Below are 16,454 nucleotides of genomic sequence, written 5' to 3' on the forward strand. Positions count from 1 at the left end.
GTGAGGTGACTGTCCGCTAGCGGATGGTACGAGATGGGACTTTGAGCAGCGATACAACGGAGCCACCTTCGGCTCATCGCCTGCTTCCCGTGCTTGCCTGATAGCGAATACCAGGCAGTCACCGGGCCTCCAGGGTTCCCGGGCACCGGTCCGGCCCGGGCTCGAGCGTTTGACGGCGTTCGAGAGACCCCCTGGAGGCACCCTTAAAAACGCTCATTTGTGCAGGTCACGCCGCCGATCGGCGGCGGATGACCGCCCGGCGACCGGACCTCCGCATTCGCCGATCCAATTTCGGTGTTCCCTCCCCCGAACGGCGTATCCGTCGCTAGCCTGGAACACATGCTCAGGCCCGACTACCCGATCACCACGGAACGCCTGCTCCTGCGCCCGTTCACGCCCGACGACCTCGACGCGCTGAACTCCTTCCAGTCCCGCTCGGACGTCGCCCGCTACCTGTACTGGGGTCCCCGCAGCCGCGCCGAATCGGCCGCCGCGCTCGCGAAACGGGTGCACAGCTCGACGTTGACGAAGGAAGGGCAGTTCCTCGCCGTCGCGGTCGAGCTGGCCTCGACCGGGCAGCTGATCGGCGACCTCAACCTCGAGTGGCTGAGCAGCGAGCACCGGCAGGGCGAGATCGGGTTCGTCTTCCACCCCGACCACCACGGCAAGGGCCTGGCCGCCGAGGCGGCCACCGAGCTGCTGCGCCTGGGCTTCGAAGACCTGGGGCTGCACCGGATCATCGGCCGGTGCGACGGCCGCAACACCGCCTCCGCCGCGCTCATGGAGCGCCTCGGCATGCGCGAGGAAGCGCACCTGCGGGAGAACGAGATCGTCAAGGGCGAGTGGACCGACGAGCTCGTCTTCGGGATGCTCGAAGACGAGTGGAAGGCCCGCGAGTAGTGGGCCCGTTCACGCCCAGGTGACGCTCCGGTCGCGCCTTCCGGGCGATTTGGCAGCATGAGGGCGTGTTCTTCGACAAGATCGTCCGCCCGGCGCTGTACCGGCTGTCCTACCACGACCCCGAGCTGGTGCACGAGCGCACGATCGGCGTCCTCTCCCGCCTCGGCAAGGCTGCTCCGGCGCTGAGCCGCGTCCTCCGTGTCGACGACCCGGTCACCGTGCTGGGCCTGCGGTTCCCGAACCGCGTCGGCCTCGCCGCCGGGATGGACAAGAACGGCCGCGCGCTGCCCGCGTGGGCGGGGCTGGGCTTCGGCTTCGTCGAGGTCGGCACCGTGACGCGGCGGCCGCAGCCCGGCAACCCGAAGCCGCGGCTGTTCACCCTCCCCGAGACCGACGCGGTGATCAACCGCATGGGCTTCAACAACGACGGCGCCGAGGCGCTCGCGGCGAAGCTCGCCCGCGACGGCAAACCCGGCGTCCCACTCGGGATCAGCATCGGGAAGTCGAAGCTCACCCCGCTCGAGGACGCCGTCGAGGACTACCGGTTCTCGCTGCGCGCGCTGTACCCCTACGCCGACTACTTCGCGATCAACGTCAGTTCGCCGAACACGCCCGGCCTGCGTCAGCTGCAGGACCGCGCGGCGCTGGCCGAGCTGCTCGGCGAGCTGCGGTCGACGTCCGTCGCGCTCGCCGGCTCCGGCACGCCGACGCCGGTGCTGGTGAAGGTCGCGCCCGACCTGACCGACGACGCGCTGGCCGAGCTGCTGGAGGTCTGCCTCGAGCACGGCGTCGCCGGGATCATCGCCACGAACACGACGCTGTCGCGCGACGGCATCGCGGCCGCGGAAAGCAGCCTGGCCGGACAGGCGGGAGGACTGTCCGGCCGGCCGCTGACCACCCGCGCGGCCGAGGTCGTGCGGTTCGTGCACGACCACACCGGCGGGAGCCTGCCGATCATCGGCGTCGGCGGCATCCTCGGCCCCGACGATGCCGTCCGGCTGGTGGACGCCGGGGCGTCGCTCGTGCAGCTCTACACCGGGTTCGCGCTGCACGGGCCGGGGCTGGTGCGGCGCGTCAGCCGGGGGCTCGTAGCCCGGCCGTAGACGTGAAGCGCACGTAACCGCGCCAGGATTCGTAGCGTTCCAGGCCGGGCGCCGTTGCGGCAGCGTCCTTTTCGCACCGGACGGCCAGGACCCGCGACCCGTCCTCGAGCTCCACTCGGGCCAGCACGAACGGCTCCGGCAGGGTCGCGGCGAACCGGCCCAGCGCGGCCGGGGACAGCCGCCAGCGCTCGCCGTCGAGACCGCTGCCGTCGGCGTCTTCGAGCACGCCCGGCTGCGGCGGTTCGGTCGCCAGCAGCACCATCCGGTAGCGCTCGGCGGTCCGGACCGGGCCGGTGAAGCGGGCGCCGAGCTCGGTGAGGCGGCCGTTGAGCGGCTGGCCGCGCAGGTGCGCGCCGAACACGACGAGGTCCTCGCCGGGCTCCGGGTAGTGCGTCATCGGCTCGTCCGTGCAGACGGTGGCCAGGTCGAGGGCGATCTGGTCCTCGAAGGCGCGCGTCACGAAGGTGACGCCGAACGGGCGGCGGTCGCCCGGCAGCACCGGGACGGTGACCGCGGCGAGGTCGAGCACGTTCACGAACGAGCTGTAGGTGGCCATGCGGTGGCTGACGCCGATCGGGTCGGCCAGCGCCTCGGCGAGCTCCGGGTGGTCCGGCACGGTCGGCACCAGGAGCGCGTCGAAGCCGTCGAGTGCCTGTGCGGCCCGGACCTTCAGCTCGGCGAGCCGGTGCTTGTCGGCGGCGAAAGCGTGCGCGGTGTGCCCGCCGGCCCCGTGGACCAGCGCGGCGACCGTCGGGTCGGCGTCGGCCGGGTCCTTGCCCAGGAACTCGCCGATCACGGCGTAGCTCTCGGCGTCCAGGGAGCCGGTGTAGACCAGTTCGCCCGCTTCGCGGAAGGCGTCGAAGGCAATCGGTTCGACCACGGCCCCGGACGCCACCAGCCGCGTCACGGTGTCCTGGAAGGCGAGCCGGGCCGCGGCGCTCAGCGGAGCGAGGCCGGCCTTGTCCGGGATCGCGATCCGCGGGTGGTCGCCGGCGCCGAGGCGGACGTCGGCGGGCCAGGGGCGGGTGCCGGGGTCGACGCCGTCCGGGCCGGTCATCAGGGCCAGCGCCCTGCGGCCGGCGGCGAGGCCGGTCGCGAACACGGAGACGGCGTCGTAGGAGCGGGACGTCGGCAGGACGCCGGTCATCGGCAGCAGGCCGAGGGTCGGCTTCAGCCCGACGACGGCGTTCAGCGCGGCCGGGATCCGGCCGGAGCCCGCGGTGTCGGTGCCCAGGGCCAGGTCGACGATGCCGAGTGCGACGGCGACGGCCGAGCCGCAGCTGGAGCCTCCGGCGACCTTGGTCCGGTCCCAGGCCGCGGACACCGCGCCGTACGGGCTGCGGGTGCCGGTGAGGCCGTACCCGAACTGGTCGAGGTTGGTCTTGCCGAGCACGACCGCACCGGCGGAGGTGAGCCGCGCGACGACCGTGGCGGAGGTTTCCGGGACCCGGCCGAAGGACGGGCAGCCCGCGGTGGTGGGTTGCCCGGCGACGTCGATCACGTCCTTCACGGCGATGACGGTGCCCGCCAAGGGCAGGACTTCACCCGCCTTCACCCGCTCGTCGACGGCCTTCGCGTCGACGAGGACGTCCTCGATGGCGCGCAGGGTGGTCCAGAGTTCGGGGCGGTCGACCTCGGAGACGCGCTCGAAGGCCGCGATCACGCGCTGGGAAGCGGTGGGCGGGGTCGGCGGGGCAGGGTCCGGTTCCGGCGGGAGCGTGTTCACGGGGGCGTCCTTTCCTCGGCGGATCAGAAAGTCCACTGTGTACGGTCGGCGCCGGCGAACCTCAGTGCACGGAGAGCCTTCCGTCGAGTGCCACCACTGCATGCATGGGAGAAACGTTAGGTCGTGCACGTTTCCGTCGCCATCAGTTTCCGATTACGCGCGTGTTTCGTAACCAAGGGGTGAACAGGCGGCGACGCCGGGGGGAAACGCACGATCACGCACGCCGCGTGACGACCGGCCTCCGAAGCCGGGTGACGGCACCCGGATGGCAGAGCGAAACACCTGAACGGCGCAGCGGCGCGGCTTCCCGCGTGATCGGCGGGGCTTCCCGCGTGACGGGAGGGTCGACACGTGTGTTTGGAGGGCCGACACGCGTGTTTGGACGGACGACACGCGTACCCAGGCGGACGACTCGCGTATCTGGAAGGACGACACGCGTGCAGGAGGGTCGGCTCGCGTACTGGGAGGGTCGGCTCGCGTGATCGGGGGACATCAGTCGCGTGACGGAAGCCGGGAGTCGCGTGATCGGAGCCGGGACTCGCGTGGCTGGGGCCGGGACTCGCGAGTTTCGGGTCTGATCACGTGGGACCCGGGCTCAACCACGCGAGATCCGGGTTGGATCACGCGGTCCAACCCGGTCCAGCGCGGACCACGCAGGTCCGGGTTGGGGTGCGTGGGTGCCAGCCGGGATCGCGAGGGGCGGGGCGGGGTGGACCCGTTAGGAGAGTTCGCGGAGGGCCATGGCCAGGCCGGCAAGGCGGTCCGTCGCGTCGGTGAGGGCCTGTTTGGACGTGACCAGGCCGTCGCCGGCCGCGGCTACCGTGTGGCCGGCTGCGGCTACCAGGCCGCCGTAGCCTTCGAGGCCGTCGTCGAGTTGCTCGCGGAGCTTGGTGACCGCCGCGTCGAGCGCAGCTTGCTCGCGGGCCGGGGCGGCGTTGCGGCCGCGTTCGATCGCCTGGATGCGGGCCGCCAGGCCGCGCAGGGCGGCCGCGGCTTCGTTGGCGGTCTGGCGGGCGTCCTCGACGGACACCCCGGAAACCGGCGTCGTGCCCACCGAAGACGGCACCGACAGCTGACGCAGCAGCTCCGCCAGTGACGCCTCACCCTCGGCGAGGCGCTCCATCGGCTCCCGCGCGGCCGAGCCGGCGGGCGGCAGCGGTGGCGGGCCGGCGGGCGCCGACGGCAGTTCGACGCGGTTGAGCGCCCGGAGCTTGACCCCGGACCGGACGCTGAAGGTGCCGAACACGACCGCTCCGGCAAACGCCATGATCGCCTGCGGCATCATCGCGGCCCCGGTGGCGCTCATCCAGCCGACACCGGCGGCCACGGCGAGGACGCCGCAGAGGATCGTCAGCAGGATCCACAGGGTGAGCGCGCGCGACGTCCGGCGCTTGCGGCGTTCGAGCTTCGCCGCCGGTTCGTTCCACCGGTTCCACTTGGCCCGCGCCTCGGCGAAGGCCGGGACCTGGTTGGCCAGCGACGTCACGTCCGGCATCCGCGGCACGGGTGTCCGCGGCCGCTGCAGCGGGTTGGGCCGCTGGTAGGACGGCCGGGCCTTCCCGCCGGCCTGATCGGCCGGCGGGAAGTACTTCTGGACCTTCTGGAGCTTCTCCTGGGCACGCTGGGCGTATTCGGGCAGCTTCTCGATGTGCTTGTCGAGCTTGGCGCCGAACTCGCTGAAGTCCCGGCCTCTGCCTTGCTGTCCCATGTCCGCCCCCTGGATCGGCTCCGGCTCCGGCGTCAGGCCGGGTTCTTGCCCTGCTCGGCCTGCACGCGCGCCTGGATCTCACGCTGGATGTCGGCCGAGCTGCTGGCCGGCTTCTGGGCCGCGGCCGCGCCGCCGTCGGTCACCTGGGCGACCGAGTCCCCGCGCATCGACGCGCGGATCTGCTCGAGCCGCGACTGCCCGGCGAACTGCGTGGTGGAGGCCTGGACCTCCATCATGCGGCCCTGGACCGAGTTCTGGGCGAGCTCCGCCTGACCGAGGGCCGTGGTGTAGCGCTTCTCGATCTTGTCGCGGACCTCTTCCAGCGACGGCGTGTTGCCCGGCGCCGCCAGCTGGCTCATCTGGTTCAGCGAAGCGGAGACCTGCTCCTGCATCTTCGCCTGCTCCAGCTGCGAGAGCAGCTTGGTGCGCTCGGCCAGCTTCTGCTGCAGCATCTGCGAGTTGCGCTCCACGGCCTTCTTGGCCTGGGCCGCGGCCTGCAGCGACTGGTCGTGCAGCGTCTTGAGGTCCTCGATGTTCTGCTCGGCCGTGACGAGCTGCGTCGCGAAGCTCTCCGCGGCGGTCTCGAACTCGGTCGCCTTCTGCTCGTCACCCTTCGAGCGCGCCTCGTCCGCGAGGACGAGGGCCTGCCGGGTCGAGGCCTGCAGCTTCTCGACGTCGCCGAGCTGCCGGTTGAGCTTCATCTCCAGCTGACGCTGGTTGCCGATCACGGAGGCGGCCTGCTGCGTCAGCGCCTGGTGGTTGCGCTGCGCCTCCTCGATGGCCTGCTGGATCTGTACCTTCGGGTCGGCGTGTTCGTCGATCTTCGACGAGAACGCCGCCATCATGTACTTCCAGAACTTCACGAACGGGTTGGCCATCTCCTCCGCCTGCCTTCTTGCGTCCCACGGGCCTTGAGTACTCGGGGTGGTGGGGCGTCGCTCCCCTGCTGATGCAACGCACCGACCCCGGCGTTGGGTTCCATCGTGTCAGGTCGGCCACGTCCATTCCAGGCGACCCCGGGGGATTTCAGGGTTCGTCCCTGATCACCCCGGTATCCCCACGCGAAACGGCCCCGGGCGCGTTGCCCGGGGCCGTCGTCGTGTCCGATCCGTGATTCTTCGTCTCTATGCCGCGATCGTCGAGGCCAGCTTCGGCTGCCCGATCGTCGTGCGCAGCGTGGTGTTCATCCGCGGCGCCGGCGAAACCCGCAGGTCAGCGAGGTCGTTGCCGATCAGCTCGGACATCAGGCGGCCACCTTCGATCCCGGCCGCCGTGGCCTTGGCACCGCGTTCGGGCAGCTTCTCCCGGGCCGCGCCTTCCACGATCCGCTCGTCGACCGGTGCGACCTCGACGTTGTCGAGGGCCGAAACGTCCGCCGCCACGTTGTGCAGCAGTTCGCCGAGCGGAAGGTCCAGGGCCTGGCAGATGGACGCGAGCAGCTCGCTCGACGCCTCCTTCTGGCCTCGCTCCACCTCGGAGAGGTAGCCGAGGCTGACCCTGGCGGCGCGGGAGATGTCGCGCAGCGTGCGACGCTGGTTGGTGCGGGCATGACGGAGCCGATCACCGATCGCCTCACGCAACAGCACGGTCATCACGCGCCTCCCTTCCGTACAAGTACCCCCTACGTTACCCAGAGCGGCGCCCCGGGCGCAGGATTTGGGTGCCCGTACGCCAAGGGCGAACGCCCGATTCACGCCAGATGTTCCCCGAGCAGGGCAAACGCGGCGCGGACCGACTCGGTCCTGATCAAGTCCCGGTCGCCGCTCAAGGCCAGCGTACGGACTGTGCGTGTCCCTGGCCCGTCAAGGCCGACGTGCACCGTGCCCGGCGCGACCCCGTCCTGGGCCGCCGGCCCGGCCACGCCGGTGAGCCCGAGCCCCCAGGTTGCGCCGCAGCGCTCGCGGGCGCCCGCGGCCAGCTGGGCCGCGACCTCGGGGTACACGGCGCCGTGTTCGGCCAGCAGTTCGGGGTCGACCCCGGCCAAGCGCGTCTTCAGTTCGGTGGCGTAGACGACCAGGCCGCCGCGCAGCACGGCGCTCGCGCCCGGCACCCGGGCCAGGGTGGCGCAGACCAGCCCGGCGGTCAGCGACTCGGCGGCCGCGACCGTCTCGCCCCGGGCCCGCAGCGCCGCGACCAGGGCCTTCTCGTCCACGCTCAGCTCCCGGTGACGCGGCGCCCGGCCGCGCGCAGCCGCACGGCCCGGACCAGGTAGTCGACGCCGGTCACGACGGTCAGCACCAGCGCCAAGCCCATCAACGCCCAGCGCACCGGGTCGGCGCCGGCCGGCAGCGGCAGCAGGTATGCCGTGATCGCGGCGATCTGGGCCATCGTCTTGGCCTTGCCGCCCCGGCTGGCCGGGATGACACCGTGGCGGATCACCCAGAAGCGCAGCAGGGTGACGCCGATCTCGCGGACGGCGATCACGATCGTGACCCACCAGCCGAGCTCGCCGAGGATGCTCAGGCCCACCAGCGCGGCGCCGGTCAGCGCCTTGTCCGCGATCGGGTCGGCGATCTTGCCGAAGTCGGTGATCAGGCCGTACTTGCGGGCCACCCAGCCGTCGAGCTGGTCGGTCGCCGACGCGACGGCGAACAGTCCGGTGGCGATCGCGCGCCAGGTCGTGTCGACGCCGTCGCCGGTGAACAGGGCCGCGATGAACAGCGGCACCAGCACCAGGCGCGAGAGCGTCAGCAGGTTCGCCAAGTTCAGGGTGGGAACCGGGGTCGGTTCGGGAACCTGCGCGGGCGCGTCACCGGCCGGCGTGGCGTGGGCCAGGCCCTCGTCCGCGGCGTCGCTCGGGAGCGCACTCACCGGTCGGCGTCCGGTGACGCGCGGACGATCAGGTCCACCCCCGCCGAGTCGACGACCTCGCACCGGAGGAAGTCGCCGACCTGCACCTTCTCCGGCGCGTCGAGGATGATGCACTCGCCGTCGACCTCGGGGGCCTGGTGGGCGGCGCGGCCGGTCAGCTCGCCGTCGTCGTCCAGCTCGACCAGGACGTCGACGAAGGTGCCGATCCGGTCCTCGGCGCGCTGGGACGTCAGCTCCTCGACCAGGGCCGAGATCCGGGTGACGCGGCGGCCGACCTCTTCCTCGTCGAGCTTGCCGTCGAAGCCCTCGGCCTCGGTGCCGTCCTCGTCGGAGTAGCCGAAGACGCCGACCGCGTCGAGCCGGGCGCCGGTGAGGAAGCGCTCCAGCTCGGCCAGGTCGTGCTCGGTCTCGCCGGGGAACCCGACGATCACGTTGGTGCGGATGCCGGCCTCGGGCGCGTACTCGCGGATCTGCTCGGTCAGCGCCAGGAACGAGTCGGTGGAGCCGAAGCGGCGCATCCGGCGCAGCACCTGCTCGCTGGAGTGCTGGAAGGACAGGTCGAAGTACTCGGCGACCCCCGGCGTGGTCGCGATGGCCTTGACCAGCTGCGGGCGCGTCTCGGCCGGCTGCAGGTAGGAGACGCGGACGCGCTCGACGCCCTCGACGTCGGCCAGGCGCGGCAGCAGCCGCTCCAGCGCGGTGGCGCCGTCGCGGCCGAAGTCCTTGCCGTAGGACGTCGAGTTCTCGCTGACCAGGAACAGCTCCTTGACACCGTGCTCGGCCAGCCACATCGCCTCGGCGACGATCTCGTCAGGCTGGCGCGACACGAACGAGCCGCGGAACGACGGGATCGCGCAGAACGAGCAGCGCCGGTCGCAGCCGGAGGCGATCTTCAGCGCGGCCACCGGGGAGTCGTCGAGGCGCGTGCGCAGCACCCGCGGGCCCCAGCCGTGCTGCGCGTGGCCCGGGACCTCGACGTTCTCGGCCGCGGCGGGCCGCTGGACCGGGCTGATCGGGAGCAGCTTGCGGCGGTCGCCCGGGGTGTGCGAGGCGACCTTGCGCCCGGCGACGACGTCGTCGAGGCGGTCGGAAAGCTCGGCGTAGTGGTCGAAGCCGAGGACGGCGTCCGCCTCGGGCAGGCTGTCGGCCAGCTCGTGGCCGTAGCGCTCGGCCATGCAGCCGACCGCGACGACCTTCTTGCCCGTGTCGGAGGCCGCCAGCAGCGTGTCGACGGAGTCCTTCTTGGCCGACTCGACGAAGCCGCAGGTGTTGACCACCACGACGTCGGAGTCCTCCGGATCGGCCGCCAGCTCCCAGCCGCCGGCCGCCAGCCGGCCCGCCAGCTCCTCCGAGTCGACCTCGTTGCGGGCGCAGCCCAGGGTCAGCAGGGAGACGCGTCGGGTGGCGGCAGGTTCCGTGGCAGGAGAAGGCACGACGTTCAGGGTAGCCGCCGGGCCCGGGCGGCCCGACGACGGCGTAGCCCGGTCGTGTCGCCCCGCCTCCGGGAGCGTGTGGTTGAGTTGACGATCGTGCCGTCCGACTCGCCCCGCCCGACCGTCCGCCGTGCCCGGATCGCCGACATCCGCAAGATCAAGGCCCTGGTCGACGCGGACGCGGGCCGCGTGCTGCTGGAGAAGGACCTGGTGACGCTCTACGAGGCGGTCCACGAGTTCTGGGTCGCCGAGGCGGCGGGCGAGGTCCTCGGCGCGGCCGCCCTGCACGTGCTGTGGGAGGACATCGCCGAGCTGCGCACCGTGGTCGTCGACAAGGCCGCCCGCGGCCAGGGTGTCGGGCGGCTGCTCGTCGCCCGTTTGGTCGACGAGGCGCGTGAGCTCGGTCTCAAGCGGCTGTTCGTGCTGACCTTCGAAACCGGCTTCTTCGCCGGGCACGGCTTCGTGGAGATCGACGGCACCCCGGTGTCGCACGAGGTCTACGAGGAGATGCGGCGCTCGCACGACACCGGCGTCGCCGAGTTCCTCGACCTGCCCTACGCCAAGCCGAACACCCTGGGCAATTCGCGCATGCTGCTCGAACTCTGACCCCCCGGTGTCAACCCCGATCACCTGAACGATTCACGCGCGGCACCCCTGCCTTGAGAAAGGTTTTCCGGAAACCTTCTTTCGGGCGGTGACGAGCGCCACCCGAAGCCCGAAGCTGATCGGGCAATCGTCCTTCTGATCAGCAAGGGAACACCACGATGCGCACGACACTGCGGAACCTGGGGGCCACCGTGGCGGTGGCCGTTTCTGTCGGCGGAGGCGTCCTGATGGGCGCCGGCACCGCGGCGGCCGTCGACATCCCGACGGTCACCGACCAGTACCTCTTCCACACCTCGCTGTCCGGCTTCGAGTCGACGCGGGCCCAGCAGCCCTACAACGGCCAGCTCGACTGGTCGTCCGACGGCTGTTCCTGGTCGCCGGACACCCCGTTCGGCTTCCAGTTCCTGCCGGGCTGCCACCGGCACGACTTCGGCTACCGCAACTACAAGAAGCAGGGCCGCTTCAACGAAACGACCCGCAAGACGATCGACGACAACCTCTACAACGACCTGAAGAGCGTCTGCGGCTCCAACGTGGCCTGCAAGGGCACGGCCTGGACGTACTACCAGGCGGTCCGCAAGTTCGGCGGCTGATCCCGTTCCCGGCCCGGGCCGTCGCGGTCCGGGCCAGGATGGGGTCATGGAGATTGATCACCTGCTGAGCACCACCCGCGCCGTCCGGCGGAAGCTCGACCTCGGCCGCCCGGTCGAGCCGGCCGTCCTCGAGGAGTGCCTGAACCTGGCCCTGCAGGCGCCGACCCCGGGCAACGCCCAGGCCTGGCGCTGGCTCGTGGTGCGCGACCAGGACGTGAAGGAGCGGCTCGGCGCACTGTTCCGCGAGGTCGGCGAGGCCTACCTGGCGGGCCGCGTCGCCGCCGGTGAAGACGGCGAGAGCCGGGCGCTGGCGTCCGGGCGGCACCTGATCGACGTCATCGAGCGCGTGCCGGTGTTCGTCGTCCCGTGCCTGAAGGGCCGCCCGAGCGGCGAGAACGCGACGGACGCGGCCTTCTACGGCGGCATCTTCCCGGCCGTCTGGAACTTCCAGCTGGCCCTGCGCTCCCGCGGCCTGGGCTCGACGCTCACGACGTACCACCTCTCGCGCGAAGCCGAGGCAGCGGAGATCCTCGGCGTCCCGGACGGCTTCACGCAGGTCGGGCTGCTGCCGGTGGCGTACACGACGGTCCCGGACTTCAAGCCGGCCACGCGCGTCCCGCTGTCCGAGGTCGCCTACCTCGACCACTGGGGCACGCCGCTCAGCTGACCCGGACGGTGGCCTCCTGGCCGTCCTCGCTCACCGACACCAGCTCGACCCGGCTCGCGGCGAACGACGTCGCCTGCGGGCCGGTGCGCGGGCCGCTGTGCAGCTCGGCCGTGGTGCTCTCGCCGCGGCCGGGCTCGCTCAGCAGGAACGCCAGCGACGCCTCCCCCTGCCAGACGCAGGTCATGGTCGGACGGCACCGGGAGTCGCTGACCACGCGGACGTAGCGCACGGTCAGGTCCTTCCCCTGCACGGCAGCCTCCTGCCCGGCGTGGAGCGTCACCTCGGCTCCAGGCGCGGTACTGACGGTCGAGGACGTGGCAGGACGGGCCGGCACGGCCTGCCCGGAGGCGGCCGAGCTCCCGGCGCCCACCACGACGACGGCGAGGGCGAACACTCCGGCTGCGATGCGCTGCAGGTCCATGCGCTCAGGACGGAACGACCCCGGCCGTGGGTTGCACCGGGCTAGCCGATCTGCTCGACGAGCAGGCCCACCTGGGTGGAGGGGTTGCGGGTGTGCCCGGCCTCAGGATGCCGAGATCGGTCGACCGCCTTGTCTACGCCATGAGCGAAGTCATCGAACCGCAGAGCCGACTTGCGATAGCCGGGGACATGCTTCAGCAGCCGCTTCTCGACGTCGCCGTAACAGGTCAGAGGCGCTGCGCAAGCCTCGAAGTGCAACAGCAGCCAGTACTCGAAGCACGGGTTGGAAACCGCCAGGCGCACGTCCAGCCGCCGTGCCGCCGTCATTGCCTTGTCGAGGTCGAACTCGTCGACGTCGACGACACACCAGACTTCGTCGTACTCCGCTCCGGCGTGCCTTCCGAAGTCGGCCGCATACTTCACGACCGCTTCGGGATCCGCCGGCTTCGACTTGATCTTGATGGTGACGGCCGGGTTTCGCCGCGACCGCTTCAGCCCGGCGAAATAGGCGGGCTCAGTCGCCTTCGCGCCGCAGACGAGAAGGATCGACCGGTGCGGTTCCCGGAACGGCGGCCGCCGCCGAACGCTGTTTTCGCGACGGTTCATCGGCTGCGCAGTGCCTCTGCGAAATCGCCGAGCACCGGCACGGCACCGTAGCTGCCCGCCAAGTAACGCCGTTCGGTGTTCTGGTCCTTGCGCGGCTTGAAGTCCGAGAGCGGGTAGAGACTGCTCGCCCCCTCGGCGTCCCGCGCGACGAACCAGATCTGGTCCCGGTCGAGGACCTGCTCGCCGAGCATGGTGCCGAGCAAGCTGGTGTCGTGCGTGGTGAAGACCAGCTGGGCGCCGGTGGTGTTCAGCTCGGGATCCTGGAACAGGCCCACCAGCTTGGCCGTCAGCAGCGGGTGCAGGCTGGCATCGATCTCGTCGACCAGCAGGACCAGCCCTTCGTCCAGCGCCAAAAGCACCTGGGGCAGAAGACCGATCCAGTTGCGCGTCCCCGACGACTCGTCGTCGAAGTCGAAGGGCTCACGAGCGGGCCCGTGGAGCAACTTGAGCTCCAGGTCGAACGCTCCGGTGAACCGGCGAGGCGAATCGCGCCGCTCCTCCACGACGACGTCCGCGATGCCGACATCGGCCGCGCCGAGGAGCGACACCATGCGGTGCCGGTTCTCCGGATGCCGGAGAAGGTAGTCGCCGACGGCCCATTGCACGAAACCCGAGTCGAACCACCCACCGCCCAGGCCGTTGACCAGGAGCCCGGAGGAGAACCACCGGTAAACCGGCATCAACGGGCCGAGTTCGAGCCGGTCGCACACGCTCAGGAACAGCGCTGCCGGCCGGATCAGCTCTTCGAGGACGTCAAGCTTCGGTTTGCTGTCGGCCACCGTGGTACCGAACTTGATGACCCCACGGTCGCGCTCGAAGATGACTCGCTTCCGCTTCTCCGGGTAGGAGTAGAGCCATTCCTCGACGATCTCGTGGCCGTCCAGGAGGAAGCCGTAGGTGTACGGGGTGCCTTCGGCGATCAGTTCGAAGACGAACGTCGACGGGCGCGGCTCGGCGCCGGGGTCGAGCCGGAAGGGATCTTGCACAGCGACGACGTCATGACGACCGGCGGGGTTCGGGAGGTGCCGGTTCAGGACGGCACCCATCACCAGGGTCATGGCCTTGAAGAGGTTCGACTTGCCGGAGGCGTTGGCGCCGTAGACAGCGGCCACCGGCACCGCGGGCCGCTCGTCACCGGGCATCGCCGGCATGAGCAGCAGCTCTTGCTCGTCACGGAACGAGCGATGGTTGCCCAGACGGAAGCTGCGCAGCATCCCGAACACCTCCCTGGCGAAACTCCAAGCCGTTCTGTACCAGTAAACCGCACAGAACGGCTCGAAGTACCAACCAGGGCCGGTTTCTACTCGTCGTCCGGGTCCGAAGGCACCGGGTCGCCGCCGCGGATCATGAAGAGGACCGACTCCAGCTCCTCCGGCTTGATCAGCACGTCGCGGGCCTTCGAGCCCTCCGAGGGGCCGACCACGCCGCGGCTTTCCAGCAGGTCCATCAGGCGGCCGGCCTTGGCGAAGCCGACCCGGAGCTTGCGCTGCAGCATCGACGTCGAGCCGAACTGGGACGTGACGATCAGCTCGGCCGCCTGGATCAGCACGTCGAGGTCGTCGCCGATGTCCGGGTCGATCTCCTTCTTCTCGCCGGCCTTCTGCGCGGTGACGCCGTCCTGGTAGTCCGGCTGCGCCTGCTCCTTGGCGTAGTTGACGACCGAGGAGATCTCCTCGTCGCCGACGAACGCGCCCTGGATGCGGACCGGCTTGCCGGCGCCCATCGGCAGGTAGAGCGCGTCGCCCATGCCGATCAGCTTCTCCGCGCCCGGCTGGTCGAGGATGACCCGCGAGTCCGTCAGCGACGACGTCGCGAACGCCAGCCGCGAGGGCACGTTGGTCTTGATCAGGCCGGTGACGACGTCGACCGACGGCCGCTGGGTGGCCAGGACCAAATGGATACCTGCGGCACGGGCCTTCTGGGTGATCCGGACGATCGCGTCCTCGACGTCGCGCGGGGCGGTCATCATCAGGTCGGCGAGCTCGTCGACGATCGCCATGATGTACGGGTACGGCCGGTACTCGCGCTCGGACCCCGGCGGCGCCGTGATCTCCCCCGACTTGACCTTCTTGTTGTAGTCGTCGATGTGCCGGACCTTGTTGACCTGCATGTCCTGGTAGCGCTGCTCCATCTCCTCCACCAGCCAGGCCAGCGCGGCGGCGGCCTTCTTCGGCTGGGTGATGATGGGCGTGATCAGGTGCGGGATGCCCTCGTACGGCGTCAGCTCGACCATCTTCGGGTCGATCAGGATCATCCGGCACTCGTCCGGCGTCGCCCGCGCGAGCAGCGACACCAGCATCGAGTTGACGAAGCTCGACTTACCGGAACCGGTCGAACCGGCGACCAGGAGGTGGGGCATCTTCGTCAGGTTCGCGGTGACGAAGTGGCCCTCGATGTCCTTGCCGAGGCCGATCACCATCGGGTGGTTGTCCTTGACCGTGGTCGGCGCGCGCAGGACGTCACCCAGGCGGACCATCTCGCGGTCGGAGTTCGGCACCTCGATGCCGACGGCGGACTTGCCGGGGATCGGCGCCAGCAGCCGGACGTTGTCGGTCGCGACGGCGTAGGCGATGTTCTTGGTCAGCGCGGTGATCTTCTCGACCTTGACGCCCGGGCCGAGCTCGACCTCGTACCGCGTCACCGTCGGGCCGCGGGTGAAGCCGGTGACCTGCGCGTCGATGCTGAACTGCTCCAGCACGCCGGTGATCGCCTCGATCATGGCGTCGTTGGCCTTGCTGCGGGACTTCGGCGCGTCGCCGAGCTTCAGCAGGTCCGGCGGCGGCAGCTGGTAGTCGCCTTCCACCGTCCGGGTGACCGCCAACGGTGGTTCCGCAGGCTTCTTCGGCTTCTTCTCCGGCACCTCGGCGGGCGGCTTGGGCAGGGCCTTCGGCGGCTTGATCGGCGTCGGCATCTCGGCCAGCGCGGCGTCGAGGTCCAGCTGCTCGGGGTTGGCGTCGGCGGCCTGGCGGCGCCGCGACGGCTTGCGCAGGCGCGCGGTCTTCGGGTCGGCCTCGGTGACGGCGTCCTCGTCGGTGGCGAAGCCGGACTTCTGCTCGGCCTCGGCGATCTCCTCTTCGTCGAGGCCCCAGTTGCGCAGGCGCTGCGGGATCTCGCGCACCGGCGTGCCGGTGAACACGAGGATGCCGAAGACGAGGGCGAGGATCAGCAGCGGGACGGCCACCCAGGTGGTGAGGCCCATGGTGAGCAGCCCGCCGGAGAACGCGCCGATGATGCCGCCGGCGTACATCCGGGCGTCGTTGGTGTCCGGGAGCGCGGTGAAGATGTGCAGCATCCCGAGCACGGACAGCACGACCATGATCGTGCCGACGACCATCCGCGGCCGGGTCTCCGGGTGCGGTTCGGACCGCATCAGCGCGACCGCGACCACCACCAGGACCAGCGGCAACGTGACGGCACCCGCCCCGAGGACGGTCCGCGTGGCGATCTCGACGGCCGCCCCGATCGGGCCGGCCGCGCGCCACCAGACGCCGACCGCGGCGATGATGGCCAGGGCGATCAGGCCCAGCGCGAGGCCGTCGCGACGGTGCTCGGCCTCCAGCTCCCGGGTGCGGCCGACGGTGCGCGCCAGCGTCCCGATGCCCTTGGCCAGCAGGTTCCACGTGCCGCGGACGCCCTTGCCGAACACCCCCGGCGTCTTGCGCCGCGGGGCCGGCTTGCGGGCGGCGGAGGTACGTGGCTTCGCCGGAGTACGGGGCTTGCGCGCCGCTGCTCCCTTCGCGCCGCTACCCGTACTTCGCTTCCTCGTCGCCGACCCAGCCATGCCCCAACGGTAACCGCCGAGGACGTTTCGTCACATGCGCCACTCTCAGCGCATCGTGAACTTCTGCCTCACAGCCGGGGCATGAGGGGCCATCCGGGTG

At 70.8% G+C, this 16,454-nt stretch carries 16 protein-coding genes; 5 read left to right on the plus strand and 11 right to left on the minus strand.

Going from position 1 to position 16,454, the window contains the following annotated elements:
- The first annotated feature begins 339 nt into the window (after positions 1-339).
- Both VA596_RS29410 and VA596_RS29415 read left to right on the plus strand, forming a co-directional pair.
- A complete protein-coding gene (locus VA596_RS29410) occupies positions 340-900 on the plus strand; it encodes a GNAT family N-acetyltransferase (protein WP_323331424.1) in 561 nt (186 codons plus the stop codon).
- A gap of 65 nt (positions 901-965) precedes the next feature.
- Positions 966-2,003 (plus strand): quinone-dependent dihydroorotate dehydrogenase, encoded by a 1,038-nt coding sequence (locus tag VA596_RS29415; protein WP_323331425.1) that lies wholly within the window; start codon positions 966-968, stop codon positions 2,001-2,003.
- Here VA596_RS29415 and atzF read toward each other — a convergent pair.
- The 7 genes from atzF to rimO all read right to left on the minus strand — a co-directional run bounded on the left by atzF (position 1,975) and on the right by rimO (position 9,681).
- Positions 1,975-3,729 (minus strand): allophanate hydrolase, encoded by a 1,755-nt coding sequence (gene atzF / locus VA596_RS29420; RefSeq protein WP_323331426.1) that lies wholly within the window; start codon positions 3,727-3,729, stop codon positions 1,975-1,977. The genes VA596_RS29415 and atzF overlap by 29 nt on opposite strands.
- 718 nt (positions 3,730-4,447) lie before the next feature.
- Positions 4,448-5,437 (minus strand): phage shock envelope stress response protein PspM, encoded by a 990-nt coding sequence (pspM, locus tag VA596_RS29425; RefSeq protein ID WP_323331427.1) that lies wholly within the window; start codon positions 5,435-5,437, stop codon positions 4,448-4,450.
- A gap of 32 nt (positions 5,438-5,469) precedes the next feature.
- Positions 5,470-6,315: a PspA/IM30 family protein gene (locus VA596_RS29430; protein ID WP_323331428.1), complete on the minus strand. Its 846-nt coding sequence runs from the start codon at positions 6,313-6,315 to the stop codon at positions 5,470-5,472.
- A gap of 246 nt (positions 6,316-6,561) precedes the next feature.
- Positions 6,562-7,029, minus strand: a complete 468-nt coding sequence (locus tag VA596_RS29435; RefSeq protein ID WP_323331429.1) for a helix-turn-helix domain-containing protein — start codon at positions 7,027-7,029, stop codon at positions 6,562-6,564.
- Between the two features lie 98 nt (positions 7,030-7,127).
- A complete protein-coding gene (locus VA596_RS29440) occupies positions 7,128-7,589 on the minus strand; it encodes a CinA family protein (protein ID WP_323331430.1) in 462 nt (153 codons plus the stop codon).
- Between the two features lie 2 nt (positions 7,590-7,591).
- Positions 7,592-8,248, minus strand: a complete 657-nt coding sequence (pgsA, locus tag VA596_RS29445) for a CDP-diacylglycerol--glycerol-3-phosphate 3-phosphatidyltransferase (protein WP_323331431.1) — start codon at positions 8,246-8,248, stop codon at positions 7,592-7,594.
- Entirely contained in the window at positions 8,245-9,681 is a 1,437-nt protein-coding gene (gene rimO, locus VA596_RS29450) for a 30S ribosomal protein S12 methylthiotransferase RimO (RefSeq protein ID WP_323331432.1), read from the minus strand. Before rimO ends, pgsA begins: the two co-directional genes overlap by 4 nt.
- Before the next feature lie 87 nt (positions 9,682-9,768).
- Between rimO and VA596_RS29455 the strand changes: the two genes are divergently transcribed.
- The 3 genes from VA596_RS29455 to VA596_RS29465 all read left to right on the plus strand — a co-directional run bounded on the left by VA596_RS29455 (position 9,769) and on the right by VA596_RS29465 (position 11,547).
- Complete coding sequence (locus VA596_RS29455) at positions 9,769-10,287, plus strand: amino-acid N-acetyltransferase (protein WP_392762851.1); 519 nt, start codon at positions 9,769-9,771, stop codon at positions 10,285-10,287.
- Between the two features lie 158 nt (positions 10,288-10,445).
- On the plus strand, positions 10,446-10,880 hold the full coding sequence (locus VA596_RS29460) for a phospholipase (RefSeq protein WP_323331433.1): 435 nt from the start codon (positions 10,446-10,448) through the stop codon (positions 10,878-10,880).
- A 46-nt stretch (positions 10,881-10,926) separates the two neighbouring features.
- Positions 10,927-11,547 (plus strand): nitroreductase family protein, encoded by a 621-nt coding sequence (locus VA596_RS29465; RefSeq protein WP_323331434.1) that lies wholly within the window; start codon positions 10,927-10,929, stop codon positions 11,545-11,547.
- Here the strand turns inward: VA596_RS29465 and VA596_RS29470 are convergent.
- From VA596_RS29470 to VA596_RS29485, 4 genes are all read right to left on the minus strand, one after another.
- The gene (locus VA596_RS29470) at positions 11,540-11,968 is read right to left on the minus strand and encodes a hypothetical protein (protein WP_323331435.1); all 429 of its coding nucleotides are present in this window, start codon (positions 11,966-11,968) and stop codon (positions 11,540-11,542) included. The genes VA596_RS29465 and VA596_RS29470 overlap by 8 nt on opposite strands.
- 41 nt (positions 11,969-12,009) lie before the next feature.
- Positions 12,010-12,573: an RloB family protein gene (locus VA596_RS29475; RefSeq protein ID WP_323331436.1), complete on the minus strand. Its 564-nt coding sequence runs from the start codon at positions 12,571-12,573 to the stop codon at positions 12,010-12,012.
- Positions 12,570-13,787, minus strand: a complete 1,218-nt coding sequence (locus VA596_RS29480; protein WP_323331437.1) for an AAA family ATPase — start codon at positions 13,785-13,787, stop codon at positions 12,570-12,572. Before VA596_RS29480 ends, VA596_RS29475 begins: the two co-directional genes overlap by 4 nt.
- Before the next feature lie 86 nt (positions 13,788-13,873).
- Positions 13,874-16,354: a DNA translocase FtsK gene (locus VA596_RS29485; protein ID WP_323331438.1), complete on the minus strand. Its 2,481-nt coding sequence runs from the start codon at positions 16,352-16,354 to the stop codon at positions 13,874-13,876.
- Between the last annotated feature and the right edge of the window lie 100 nt (positions 16,355-16,454).

Source organism: Amycolatopsis heterodermiae (assembly GCF_034929455.1).
Classification (GTDB): Bacteria; Actinomycetota; Actinomycetes; order Mycobacteriales; family Pseudonocardiaceae; genus Amycolatopsis; species Amycolatopsis heterodermiae.